Origin of the sequence: Lichenicoccus roseus (assembly GCF_005844085.1) — a bacterium.
GTDB lineage: Bacteria > Pseudomonadota > Alphaproteobacteria > Acetobacterales > Acetobacteraceae > Lichenicoccus > Lichenicoccus roseus.
In genome coordinates, this window is record NZ_VCDI01000011.1 from 86,496 (window position 1) to 98,904 (window position 12,409).

General features: G+C 64.3%; 14 protein-coding genes and 1 pseudogene. 6 read left to right on the top strand and 9 right to left on the bottom strand.

Going from position 1 to position 12,409, the window contains the following annotated elements; translation table 11 throughout:
- Positions 1–56: 56 nt before the first annotated feature.
- The 9 genes from FE263_RS20615 to FE263_RS20655 form a co-directional block, all read right to left on the bottom strand.
- A complete protein-coding gene (locus FE263_RS20615) occupies positions 57–1,151 on the bottom strand; it encodes a DUF3618 domain-containing protein (RefSeq protein ID WP_138327926.1) in 1,095 nt (364 codons plus the stop codon).
- Positions 1,151–1,546 (bottom strand): phage holin family protein, encoded by a 396-nt coding sequence (locus FE263_RS20620; protein WP_138327927.1) that lies wholly within the window; start codon positions 1,544–1,546, stop codon positions 1,151–1,153. Before FE263_RS20620 ends, FE263_RS20615 begins: the two co-directional genes overlap by 1 nt.
- Positions 1,543–2,073, bottom strand: coding sequence for a hypothetical protein (locus tag FE263_RS20625; protein WP_138327928.1), 531 nt, complete (start codon positions 2,071–2,073; stop codon positions 1,543–1,545). The genes FE263_RS20620 and FE263_RS20625 overlap by 4 nt, the downstream gene beginning before the upstream one ends.
- 70 nt (positions 2,074–2,143) lie before the next feature.
- Positions 2,144–2,779, bottom strand: a complete 636-nt coding sequence (locus FE263_RS20630; protein WP_205880480.1) for a general stress protein — start codon at positions 2,777–2,779, stop codon at positions 2,144–2,146.
- A 43-nt stretch (positions 2,780–2,822) separates the two neighbouring features.
- A complete protein-coding gene (locus FE263_RS20635; RefSeq protein ID WP_138327929.1) occupies positions 2,823–3,281 on the bottom strand; it encodes a hypothetical protein in 459 nt (152 codons plus the stop codon).
- Positions 3,282–3,364: 83 nt separating this feature from the next.
- Positions 3,365–3,673, bottom strand: a complete 309-nt coding sequence (locus tag FE263_RS20640) for a hypothetical protein (RefSeq protein ID WP_138327930.1) — start codon at positions 3,671–3,673, stop codon at positions 3,365–3,367.
- Positions 3,674–3,809: 136 nt separating this feature from the next.
- Positions 3,810–4,511 carry a YsnF/AvaK domain-containing protein gene (locus tag FE263_RS20645; protein WP_171034258.1) on the bottom strand — a complete coding sequence of 234 codons (702 nt, stop codon included), beginning with the start codon at positions 4,509–4,511 and terminating at the stop codon, positions 3,810–3,812.
- A 165-nt stretch (positions 4,512–4,676) separates the two neighbouring features.
- Positions 4,677–5,087 (bottom strand): YsnF/AvaK domain-containing protein, encoded by a 411-nt coding sequence (locus tag FE263_RS20650; RefSeq protein WP_138327932.1) that lies wholly within the window; start codon positions 5,085–5,087, stop codon positions 4,677–4,679.
- A gap of 169 nt (positions 5,088–5,256) precedes the next feature.
- A complete protein-coding gene (locus FE263_RS20655; protein ID WP_138327933.1) occupies positions 5,257–5,430 on the bottom strand; it encodes a CsbD family protein in 174 nt (57 codons plus the stop codon).
- 149 nt (positions 5,431–5,579) lie between these two features.
- Here FE263_RS20655 and FE263_RS20660 point away from each other — a divergent pair, with 149 nt between their 5' ends.
- The 6 genes and pseudogenes from FE263_RS20660 to FE263_RS20685 form a co-directional block, all read left to right on the top strand.
- The gene (locus tag FE263_RS20660) at positions 5,580–7,184 is read left to right on the top strand and encodes a PAS domain-containing protein (RefSeq protein WP_205880481.1); all 1,605 of its coding nucleotides are present in this window, start codon (positions 5,580–5,582) and stop codon (positions 7,182–7,184) included.
- Positions 7,185–7,323: 139 nt separating this feature from the next.
- Positions 7,324–9,291 carry an AI-2E family transporter gene (locus FE263_RS20665; protein ID WP_240760003.1) on the top strand — a complete coding sequence of 656 codons (1,968 nt, stop codon included), beginning with the start codon at positions 7,324–7,326 and terminating at the stop codon, positions 9,289–9,291.
- Positions 9,292–9,511: 220 nt separating this feature from the next.
- Positions 9,512–10,864, top strand: coding sequence for a mechanosensitive ion channel family protein (locus FE263_RS20670; protein WP_138327934.1), 1,353 nt, complete (start codon positions 9,512–9,514; stop codon positions 10,862–10,864).
- 94 nt (positions 10,865–10,958) lie between these two features.
- Positions 10,959–11,456 (top strand): hypothetical protein, encoded by a 498-nt coding sequence (locus FE263_RS20675; protein ID WP_138327935.1) that lies wholly within the window; start codon positions 10,959–10,961, stop codon positions 11,454–11,456.
- A 4-nt stretch (positions 11,457–11,460) separates the two neighbouring features.
- Positions 11,461–12,174 carry a site-specific integrase gene (locus FE263_RS20680; protein WP_138327936.1) on the top strand — a complete coding sequence of 238 codons (714 nt, stop codon included), beginning with the start codon at positions 11,461–11,463 and terminating at the stop codon, positions 12,172–12,174.
- A pseudogene (locus FE263_RS20685) lies at positions 12,171–12,409 on the top strand (hypothetical protein); the annotation flags it as partial. The gene FE263_RS20680 and the pseudogene FE263_RS20685, both read left to right, overlap by 4 nt.

Sequence of the window (12,409 nt, forward strand, 5' to 3'; positions counted from 1 at the left end):
CCGTCGGGCTCTAGCTGCGAAGACGTACATAAGCGCCGTCTTCTGGCGTCGAAGGCCTACGCCGCGCTTCCTTCTGACGGCTTCTCACCGAGCGCGGTTTTGCGGAACGCCTCATCCCCGGCCTTCAGAACGTCGGTCGCCACCTGCTTTGCGTCAGTCGCCAACGTGCCACCCAAGGCCGCGTCCACCACTTCACCTGCGCTCCGGCTGCCCGTCAGTTTCTGCTGATCGGCACTCTCCATCCCCTTGTCGACGACGGCCTGACCGATGTTCTTGCCCTCATCGACTGCCTGTTGCGCAAGACGGCTCGCGTTCTGACGAGCCGTTTCGGCGGCATCATGGAGCGCGGCGGCTTCCTGCTCAGGCTGCGGCAGGAAAGCGCCCAGAAGCGCGCCTGCCGCGAGACCAAGAGCGCCGAGCAGCAAGGGGGTCTCGGTCAGCGTCTTCATCATCTTGCCGGTCGCCTGGCTCACGGCATCGCTCCCCTGCGACATCACCCCACCGGCCTGTTGCGTGCCATGGCTGATGGCATCGGTCACGTCCTGGAGCTGGCCGCTCACGGTCGACGCCAGTCCTCCTGCACGATCGCTCAGGCCCTGTCCAAGCTCGGCGGCAGTCCCTTGCGCGGCGGCCAGGGCATCGCGAACCCGCTGACTGAAGGACGGCGCGCTTTCCTGGGCATGACGGGCGAGGCCAAGTGCCTGTCCGCGCGCGTCATCCAGGCGTGCGGTATATTCGAGGTCGGGTTCATCGATCGCACGGAGGACTCCCATCTCTGCGACATTGACCCTGGCCGCGACCGCCTTGTAGCCGCCCTCGTTGTATCCTTGCCCGGGATGATAGACGCGCACCTTGCTAGTCGCCCCCACCGCGGCAGGCGCTTGAGCCGGACCAGGACGCTTGCTGGTTGCCATCAACCAGGTGAGGCCAATCCCGGTCACTGCCGCAGGCATCGGGTTGCTGCGGACGTTATCCATCAGGTTGCGCCCGAACTCGGCGCCTTCCTGGCCGCGGAAGTAGCGCATCAGGTCGTCGATGACTTGCCCCGGGGTCATCCGGGTCCGCAGTTCGCTGAGGCTTCCGCTCAGATGTGCGCGGGTCCTGTCGAGATCACCTTCGATGGCAGCCTGCTTCGGGATGCTCGATGACATCAGATGTGCTCCTTGAGGACGCGCACGTCCTTTGCCAAGCTTGTCGCGAGGTGTCCGGGGATGAGGGTCTTCAACGACAGCATCGCCAGCCCGGAGCGCGCGAACAGTCCGCCCACAATGACGATGCCGAAGCCGACGATCAGGAGCGCGGCCCAGGTCGGCAGAACGAGGGCCAGGGCTGCGGCAAGGCCCTGAAGGGCGACAACCAGCCCCGCAAAGGCGACCAGCGCGCCACCAACCAGGAATACCGCAGCCAGGATGACGCGATGCAGCTTTTGATCGAGTTCGGCACGTGCCAGTCGCATCTCGCCGCCAAGCAACTGCCTGAGGTCGGCGGCGACGCTGCCGAGGGCAGGCGCCAAGCGGTAGGAGCCAGCAGTGTCGGTGCTGCTCATGGCTGGCCTCGGAAAGCTTCAGGGAGGTCAGCCTTTGATGCCCCGGCTACGGCGACCCGTCCGACACGTGCAAGCGCAAACCCGGCAGCGAATGAAGCGCCGGTGAACAAGGCGGGCTGCCGTCGGGCGAGATCCTGCACGTTCTCCATCAGCGCGGGCACATCATTGTGCCGAAGCGTGCTGGCGATGGTGCTGAGCTCGGCAGCGCCACGCTCCACCAGACGCGCCGCCCAATCCTGGTGGCCCTCCAGCTCGGCGCCGGATCGATGCACCGCCTGTGCGATGTCCTCGAGCTGATCCGCGAGGCTCTGCTTCTGCGTCTCGGCGGCGGCGCTGACTTGCTCGCCGACAGCGCTGGCCAACGCGGTTCCACGCGTCTGCGCATCGCTCGCGAGGTCCTTTGCCTGCTGCACGGCACTAGAACCGGCCTGTCCTGCTCGCTCACCCACCTGCTTCGCGGCATCGCCCACGGCCTGCGCCGCCACAAGCCCCGACTTGACGGGTTCGGTCCTACTTTGATCAGCCATGCGTTCCTCCGGTTCTTGCTTAGGTCACGGCTGAGCACTCGGTCGCCGTGACCAGTTGTGTGCCTGTCGTCTAGGAGACGCGTCCGCGGACGGCGCGGTCCGCGACAACCTGATCCGCCGTATAGTGCGGCGCAGTGTCATCGAACTTCTCCCATCCATCCGAGACGTAGGCAGTGCGCCGTGCCGCCGGATTGACGGCAATTGTCGAGCGCCCGGCCAGCACCGCCTCGACCGTGCTGGCCCGGCTCTCGTCAGCGCGGGCACTGACGAGGGTGCCACCGCGACGAACGCCTTCGGCATAGGTATGCGCATGTTCCTCTGGCACGCCGGCATGGACCAGCGAGCCCAGCAGGCCGCCACCGGCGGCGCCGATGCCGGCACCGGACAGCGTGGCGATCAGCCAGCCTGCCGCGACGACCGGACCGACACCCGGGATGGCCAGCAGGCCCAGACCGGTCAGCAGACCGACACCGCCGCCGACGAGCGTGCCGGTGGAAGCCCCGGTGCCGGCCCGCGTCGGGGCGCCGTCGGTTTCACCCTCGCCAGGGACCACAGCCGTTGTCAAAGAACCCGTGTGGCTGTTGTCAGCGTTGTTGCCGACAATGCTGATGTCACTGTGAGGAACACCGGCAGCCTCAAGCGCCTCAACGGTGTGCTGTGCCTCGCTATAGTTGTCGTAGAGATGAGTGAAGGTTTGCATGGCCATAAAGGCCTCCTAGCTGAGCGATGAGTAGCGGCGGACTGAGCTGCTAGCGCTGGCCGACATTGCCCTTGTAATCGAGCCATACGTGGACCGGCTGACCGTCCTTCATGCCCTTGCCCATCCAGACGCCGTGGTTGCTTTTGCGTAGGTCCGAGACGTTCTGGAAGCCGTGGCTCTCGATCCGGCGCCGGGCCTCGCCGCGGCTGAACGAGTTGGCACCGTGCGCGGGCTGCATTGCATTGCTGTCGGTGGTGGCAACAGCCTGATTGTTATCACCGCTTGCTATACTCGCGCCGTTGCGGCTTGGCATGCCCATACCTGGCGAAGAAGCCGCAGCCCCAGGTTGCATCCCTGTCTGCATGGGATTGGCCTGCGACGGGCTGGCTTGACGTCCGGTCATGCCGGTCGAGCTGTTGGTGCCGGAGTTGCCCGGCGCGATCGTCGTTTGAGCCAGTGCGGCTGTTGCTGCCAGGGTGAATGCAAAGGCAAGCGGAAGGGTTTTCATGGTCGTCGTCCTAACAAGCCGCAGCTGGGGGATACTCACGCACTGCGGCTGCGGGTTTGAATGGCTGGGGATGTTCAGAGGTTCTAGCGAGCGAAGCGCGGCGCCCCGAGGGCGCGCCGCTGAAGGGCGATCGCACCGCCGATCGCGGCTGCGATGGCATCGAGCAACAGCACGCCGAAGGCGGCGAACGAGGTCTTCGATGCCGCGGCTGCACTGGTGTCGGCCGCGTTCTTGGCGGTCTGGATCGCCTCGCTTCCGGCGTTGACGTTAACGGTTCCAGGCCCGATGCCGGCACCGAGCAGGCTGAGCAGCAGTTGCACCGCTACGACCAGGATGACGCCACCCAAGATCGCCCCCCAGGAAACCCGCCCGATGCGCGTGACCACCGCCACTCAGAACTGTCGTGGACTCAACGACACCGGGTCCACGTTTTGATGCCAGCGCGCTGGCATAGGTTTCGGTGGACATCGGCGTCTCCAGATGAGAAGGCCCGGACCGCATGCGCGGCCCGGCCGTAGGCTCGATGGATCAGATCTTCTTGGTGCTGGGCGTCACCGGTGCGGTTGTACGCGTGCTGACCGCCTCACCCGGAACCTTCTCGATCTTGACGTCCTCGCGACGCACCGTGTCCTTGACCGTCTCGACCCGCTCAGCCGCTTCCTTGTGCAGCCCGACCTCCTCGTAGACATGCGCCGTCTTGCCGACGACGGCCTCCTCGCCGGTCTCGGTCATCTCAATGGTCTTGTCGGCAAAGGCCTGCCCGGTGACAGGGCGGCCGTCGGTGACCGGGCGGCGATCGATCTTGACCGTCTCCTCGTGCAGCGTGACCTGCTGCTCGACCGGCGTCTCGACGACGAACCGGCGGATGCGGGTGCTGCCGCGATTGACTACTCGCGTGCCGACGACGAGCTGCTCCTCGCTGAGCTGCATGACGCCATCCGTTGGGGCGACTGCTACGGATCCGGCTGCCGCAACGGGCATCTGCGTCGTGGTCGTCTGCGCAATGCCGTAGCTCGAGGCGCGCTCATCGATGTCGATCGGGCTGTGCTTCTCGAGGATCTCGGTGACAGCGGTCACATGCTCGTCGGGTACCTGGACGGTGACTACGGTTGAACCGGATCCGACACTGCGGTCATACACCGAAGTGTCATGATCGGGCTCGCCGCCAAACGTCCGCGCCCAAAAACCCTTTTCCTGCGCCGGCGCTGTTGTGGTGGTCGCAGCGCCCATCGTCATTCCGGTGCTTGCGTGCCGGCTGATCGCCTCCGATGGCACATTGGCTGCAAGCAGATCATGCACGGCCATCTCGGCGTGCTCAGCGGTATCGTAGACAGCGACGATGGTCTCTGTGGTCATGTTTCTTCTCCTGTTTGATTAGGTAGATAGTTGCGAGATCTAGGACCTGACGTCTGAGCCAGTACTCGGCGGCAAGCGTGTAACCTCAGCCTCTTGCCGACGCAGGGTGACGGTCTCGCGATGATGCTCGATGGTCCGAACGCGCCGCATGTGGATCTCTTCCTTAAGGATCAGCCGTCGCTCGACGATAAGAGTCTCTTCCACAACCGGGATGATCGTCACGTCGCCCTCTACCCGAACCGGGGGAGCCGCCTCGATCGCACGCCCGATCACCACGCGCTCGACCTGTACCGTCTCCTGCGTCAGCGGCTCGTCGACGTCCTGGTCGTGCGTCGTCGTCCGGGTGCTGACGCGGACGGTTTGACCTTTGACGCGCAACCGGGTGACCTCAAGGTCCTCACGATGCAGCTGGAGCGTGGAGGTAGCACCTGAGTCCAGTTTGCTCGGCATATTCATCCTTTTGACTGCGCCGAAACTGGATAATCAGATCCTAGCCCAGGGCTGCTAATGCAATAGACTCATAGTATAGGTGAGGTTTCTTTAAAGGATGAGTCCATGGAACTCCGCTTTGCTACGAGCGATGAACGCCGCTCTCCGCAAGACTGAGTGCCCGAGTCGCTTAAGACTTGTCGTCCTTATCTTTGGACTTTCCCAGGACACTCTCTGCATGCCCAGCAGCCTTCTCGGCGGTTCCTTCCGCCTGTGTCTTCTTGTCGCCCGTTACCTTGCCAATGGCTTCCTTCAGTGAACCGGTGATCTTCTTGCCGGCGCCCTTGACGTGATCGTCATTCATGAACGGTTCCTAACCGCACGCAGAATATGCGCCGGTACAAGCAATAAACAAAGAGCCGAGCGAAAAGTTTCTAAAATACTATCCTGTTTCTCGCCAGGCGGTTAGACTCGCTCTAGTGTAATGGCCCTAAGTCTTTAGGCTAGTTGCCTTTGCAGACTTTCGGGACAAACAACGACGTTGTTGATAGCCTTCGTCATCGCATCGAGACACAAATGTCTGATCTCAAACGCAGAGTTGCTCGAAAGCCGAAAGCGTCGGACCGCGAGGCGGAAAGCCCGCCATTTGGTCGTTCGGAGCTACAGCATATCATCGCCGGATTGATGGATGGTGTCCTGTTGGTCGAACCTGACCAAAGGATCGCCTGGGCCAACAGCGCCGCCTTGGCGATGCACGGCGTCCGCCGGGTGGAGGATTTGGGTCGAACCGTGGATGAGTATCGCTCCCGGTTCGAGCTACGCTACCGTAACCGTCACAAGCTGCCGACCGGCGCCTATCCGCTCGATCGCCTTGTGGGTGGAGAGAGCTTCAGCCAGATCGTCGTTGAAGTGGGACGTCCGGGTCAGGAGGCACAATGGACCCATCAGATCCGCAGCCTCGTGCTCACAGACGCGGGAGGCACGCCGAATTGCCTGGTGCTCATAATCAATGACGTCACCGAGCAATATCTAGCAGAGTCTCGCTTCGAGGCGTCGTTCAACGCAAATCCTGCCCCGGGGCTGATCTGTCGACTAGCCGACACGCACTACATCAAGGTCAACCACGGCTTCCTGGCCCTGACAGGCTTCAAGGCTGACGACCTACTGGGCAAGTCGCTGCACGCAATCGATGTCCTAGCGCCGTTGCATGGGCGCGACGCGGCAGTCGAGCTGTTCCATGCCGGCAAGACAATCCCGCAGACCGAAGCCTGGCTGCCGGTTCGGGGCGGTGGCCATCGGCGCGTCCTGCTCGCTGGCCAACCGATTGATGTCGACGACACGGCGTGCATGCTGTTTACCTTTGCCGACCTCCAGCCTGCGCATGACGCGCAACAGGCTTTAGCTCAAAGCGAGCGGCGCTTTGCCACTGCGTTCCGGTTGGCGCCGGTACCGATGCTTGTTCTGGAGGGCCCAGATTTGCTGGTAGTCGATAGCAATGAGAGCTTCTCACGCACGACAGGGCACCCGCGATCAGCAGCCTCGGGCCGGCCCGTGCACGAGCTTGCCTTGTGGGATGACGATACGGGGCGTCTGGTTGCCCAGGCCCTCCTGCTTGGGGAGCATCTCGGTAGCGTCGAGATCGACCTTCAGTATCGGGACAGGCGAACGCGCGCACATCTTCTTGCAGCCGAACGCGTCGTTGTCGATGAGAAGGCCTGCCTCTTGGTCGTACTGCATGACATCGGAGATCGGAAGCGAACCGAGAACGATCTGGTATCCGCGATTGAAGCGGTTCTGAGAGACACGAGATGGTTCGGTCAGCGGGTCATGGAAAAGCTGGCAGAGCTGCCGGGCCACGAGACCGACCGGGCCGGGCAGGCGGCGGACCAGTCGCTGTCCGAGCGTGAGCGGGAGATCCTCGGGTCCATCGCCCAGGGGCACACCGACGCGAGGATAGCGGGCGACCGGGCCATCAGCCGCAGTACCGTGCGCAACCACGTCACAGCGATCTTCCGAAAGATAGGAGTTTGCACCCGGAGTGCCGCGGTTGTCTGGGCGCGTGAGCATGGTTATGGCGCCAAAATGACAGCGACACCTAGGAGCTCTCGGAAATCGTAGAACCCGACGACTCGTCTTCATACTTCGCCGGTGAAGCCCCGCAGCCAAATCAGGAAATTCTAAATGCACAACTCAGGTTGCGCCACAGCGCCAAGAGGATGCGCTACAACCGGGCCGTAGTCGGATAGGAGCCGGTATTTTGGACAGCAGTGAGCCACCCGCGAGGACCATCGCTTCGGCCCAGCCTCCGGAAGCCTCAAAGGTCGTAACCCTTTTCGTGATGGTCGTGGCAATCCTCTATTTTGGCAAGGAGGTGCTGGTTCCGGTGACGCTTGCGTTGCTGCTGGCATTCGTGCTGGCGCCTCTCGTCACGCTTCTGCGCCAGCTACAATTCGGCAAGGTGCCGTCAGTGCTCGTCGGTGTCATCCTCACACTTGGGCTCATCCTCGTGATTGGCGGCGTCATCGGCAGCCAGATTGCCGAGCTGACCGGCAACATCCCGCAGTACGCGGCCACTTTGGAAGCCAAGGTCACAAGCGTCCGCAACTATACGATTGGCCGTCTATCGCATTTGGCGGATAGCGTCAGCATCCATAACCCTCACCCTACCGGCAAACCGCCGCCGCCACCGGCAAACGCGTCTTCCGGCTCGCTTCCGTCTATATTGCCGCCGCTGGGCGTCTCACCGGGGCCGACCAGCAACGGCGTTTCCGCAGCAACCACGAACTCGCCGTTAAGCATTGCCGAGAAGTATCTCGGCCCGGTGCTGTCGCCGTTGGCAACCCTGGGTATCGTCTTCGTGGTTGCGGTGTTCGCGCTGCTGCAACGCGAGGACCTGCGGGACCGGCTCATTCGTCTGGTCGGTTCCGACGACCTGCACCGAACGACCGTCGCCATCGATGACGGCGCTCGCCGGCTGAGCCGCTACTTCATCACCCAGCTCTGCATCAACACGCTGTTTGGAGTTGTCGTCGGCATCGGGCTGCTACTCATCGGGGTGCCGAACCCGGTACTGTGGGGCATCCTCTCGGCGCTGCTCCGCTTCGTCCCGTACGTGGGATCGCTGCTGTCTGCGGTGCTGCCGATGGGGCTCGCCGCCGCAATCGAGCCGGGCTGGTCGATGGTGCTGTGGACGCTGGGGCTCTACGTGGTGGTCGAGGGTATTACCGGCCAGGTCATCGAACCGATGGTGTACGGCCACGCGACCGGGCTGTCGCCATTCTCGGTCGTGGTCGCGGCCATCTTCTGGTCGTGGGTGTGGGGTCCGATCGGCCTGATCCTCTCCACGCCGCTGACGCTGTGTCTCGTGGTGATAGGCCGGCATGTCGAGCGGCTGGCGTTCCTGGACGTGTTGCTTGGCGACCGTCCGGCGCTGACACCGGTAGAGAGCTTCTACCAGCGCATCCTGGCCGGCGATGCCGACGAGGCGGAGGACCATGCCGAGACGCTGCTGAAGCAGCGCTCGCTGTCGACCTACTACGACGAGGTGGCCCTCAAGGGCCTGCAGTTGGCTGCTAACGACGCGCAGCGCGGCGTGCTCGAGCACGCACAACTCGAGCGGATCAAGTCAACGGTCAAGGTGCTCGTCAACAGCCTGCGTGCCCGCGACGACGAGCAGTCGTCCCCGGCGAAGGGTGACAGGGGCGCCATAGCGCCGCTCGCCGCCGAGAACGATCTACCTGTAAACTGCGGTCCGGCAACCGTGAACCCAACGGAAGAAGGCTTGCCCGTCGCCTGGAGCGCGGAAGGCGCCGTGCTCTGCATCGCGGGGAGCGGTCCACTGGATGAGGCCGCCGCATCCATGCTGGTGCAACTTCTCGGCAAGCACGGCATCCCCAGCCGTCTGGTCGGCTACCAGGACGTGTCACGCGAGAATGTGGAGCGGCTGGACGTGCAAGGTGTCGCGATGGCCTGCGTTTCGTATCTCAACATTAGCGGCAGCCCAGCCAATCTGCGCTATCTCATGCGGCGGCTTCGGCAGAAGTTGCCACAGGGGGCGCCCATCCTAGTCGGACTATGGCCGACGCAGGACAGCATCCTGACTGACAAGCAAGTTCAGGCGAGCATCGGGGCGGACTACTTCACCAGTTCTCTGTCCGAGGCTGTCACATGTTGCGTCCGAGCAGCTGGGCAGTCGTCAAAGGAGGAGCTGCGCCAGAAAGCCTGACGCTCCCCTTGTGATTGCTGCAGCAGATCTTCATGTGCTCGCTTGAAAACGTCCTCGGCAAGCCCTCAAACGAAGCCTGCAAGCCTTCGCCATTCAGAACCACTCCTGTCACGAGCAACGTTTGAAGCAAGTTGACGCATCATCGGGCTAAAAGGCTGAGCAGCGACCTTGCAGGGCAACAGGTCTCGCAGGCAGACCTGTGCCTCATCGAGGAGCGCACATGAAGACGGACGATCTGCACCAAGTTGCCTATGTCGTACTTGCGTGGTTCCGCTCGGACGTTCTCGTCCTGGCGACACTCGTGCAGGCGGCGGGCGCGCTGCTCGCGGCAGGGGCAGTACGGCTAATGGCGCCGCGGCTGGAGAGAGCGGCCGCGGGCCCGATCAGCCGTCTGCATACCGCGTCCGTGCGGAGGGTCATGACCGCGGTTGCAGCCTCGACGCCTTGGCTGCTTCTGGTGCTGCTGATCCGGTTCGAGGAACTCGTTGCCGCACGCGAGCAGGTGCAGGACCACCTGCTGCGGCTGGTCGAAAGCCTGGCACTTGCCTGGGTCATCATCCGGCTCGGCACGGGGCTGGTGCGCAACCCGCGTCTGTCGCGCGTGATCGCCGCAGTCGCCTGGACGATCGCGGCCCTGAACCTCGCCGGGCTGATCGGGCCGACGGCCGACGTGCTGGGCGCGATGGCGGTCACCGTCGGCACGCTGCGGATCAGCATGCTGCTGCTCCTGAAAGGGGTGGCGCTGCTGGTGGCGCTGCTCTGGCTCGCCAACCTGGTCTCGAACGTGATCGAGGGCCGGTTGAACGGCTCGCGCGACCTGACACCGGCAATGCAGGTGCTGGCCGCCAAGCTGAGCCGGGCCGGCCTGCTGACGCTGGCGGTGGTCTTCGCGCTCAGTGCCGTGGGCATCGATCTGACGGCGTTCGCGGTGTTCACGGGCGCGATCGGCGTGGGCATCGGTTTCGGTCTGCAGAAGGTCATCTCCAACCTGATCAGCGGCGTGATCCTGCTGCTCGACCGATCAATCAAGCCCGGCGACGTGATCGAGATCGAGGGCACCTATGGCTGGATCACCAAGCTGAACGCCCGCTTCGTCTCGGTGGTCACGCGGGATGGAACCGAATACCTGATCCCGAACGAGGACCTGATCACCCAGCGCGTGATCAACTGGAGCTACTCCAACGACCTGGTTCGCCTCAGGGTCGCGTTCGGTATCGCTTACGATGCCGATGTCCGGAAGGCGATCGGGCTGGCGGTCGAGGCGGTGAGCCGCGTCGAGAGGGTTCTCCCAACACCGGAACCCGTCTGCCTGCTCGCGGGCTTCGGGGATAGCTCAGTCGATCTGGAGCTGCGGTTCTGGATTAAGGATCCGCGCAACGGGACCGCCAACGTCGAAAGCGACGTCCGGCTACAGGTCTGGGATGCTTACCATGCGGCCGGCATCGAGTTTCCATTCCCGCAGCGCGACGTGACGCTCAAGAACCCTGAGCTCCTTGCCAAGGTCCTTCGTCCTGGAGAAGTCAGTTTTGGAGAGGCCAAAAGATCGGAGCCGCACGACGTCGCTGCCCCGTAGTCGGCGCACCCGCACTACTGCGGTCGAAAGATGCGGCGGCTAGATGCTGCCAAAGGGCACGCAAAGCGGCTCCAATTGGCTGAAGGAGAGAGACATGCGTGGGCAGACGCTCCTGATCGTGGCACTCGCGGCACCCGCCGTGTTCGCGACCTTCGCGGCGAGAGCTCAGGACAATGCCGTGCACGGGGTGGCCCGCGTCGTCCTCGGGGCATCGCTTCCGGCAGCCGCGCCCGGTCAGGAGCTCTCCCTGCGCCGGGTGACGTTCGCCCCGAAGGCCAGCATTCCAGGCGAGGTGCATCCGGGCATGCAGGTGGTCTCCGTGGTGTCCGGGCATCTCGGTCTTCAGGTGCTCGGTGGCATCGCCCTCGTGCGCCGTGTCCAGCCGGATGGCAGCATGGGGCCGCAGCAGGAAGTCCATGCCGGGCCGAATGCGCTTCTGCTCAACCCGGGTGATACGGTGGTCGAGACGGAAACGCTCGTGCTGCACCCGTTCAACCCCGACAGTCGGCCGCTGGTGATCCTGGCCGCCTCGCTGCTTCAGGTCGGCAGGCCACAGAGCGTCGCCATCCAGCAGCCCGTGGTCATCCGCTAGAGCCGTGGATGTCGAACCGACCCTGCTGAAGCCGGAGACCCGGCGGCTCTATGCCACCGACTGGGCTGCATTCGCGCTCTGGTGCCGCAACGGCAACCAGACGGCGCTGCCGGCCGATGCGGTCACGCTGGCAGCGTATCTGCAGGACCAGACGGTGCGGCTTGGCCCGGGGGGGCTGGCGCGTCGGCTGGCGGCGATCGTCGACCAGCACCGCAGGTCCGGGCTGCAGGCGCAGGCGCGGGATCCGGCCGTGCAGGCTGTGCTGCGGGAAGCGCGTCGCACAGCGCGGCCACGACGTCGGCCAGCGCCGGGTGCGGCGCAGCTGACCCGCATGGCCGGCGCCTGTCCCGGTGATCTTGCCGGACTGCGCGATCGTGCGTTGCTGTTGCTGGCCGCCGCCGGGCTTGGTCGTGGCGCGCTGGTCGGGCTCGATGTCGAGCACATCCAGATCGGCCACCAGGGCGTCACCCTGCAGATCGTGGCGGTGGACGGAGCGACGCAGGCGGTTATGCTGCCGCGTACGGCGGAACGCCGACTGTGTCCGGTGCGGGTGCTGGAGGACTGGCTGCGCAGTTCGGAGACGCGGTTCGGGCCGGTGTTCCGCAAGATCGACCGCTGGGGCAACCTCGAGCACCAGCGCCTTGGCACCGACGCGCTGCGCCGCATCCTTGTCCGTCGCGCCCTGCGTCGGCTGCGCCCGAAGAAGGCAGCGTTGTGACCAGCGCGGCCGCAGCCGATGCTGTCGCGCAGGAGATCGCGGAGCCGGAAGAGGCGTTCTGTCTGCCCGACACTGACTGGCTGCAGCATCGGCTGACGATCAGCGGGCCGGTGCAGGATCTGACGCGCTTCCGCACGGGGGCGGCTGGCGCCGGGACGATCCCGTGGCAGATCGACTTCGAGCAGCTGCAGGAGGACTGGTTCCACCGGCTGATGGGAGGGGCGTCCCGCAGCCT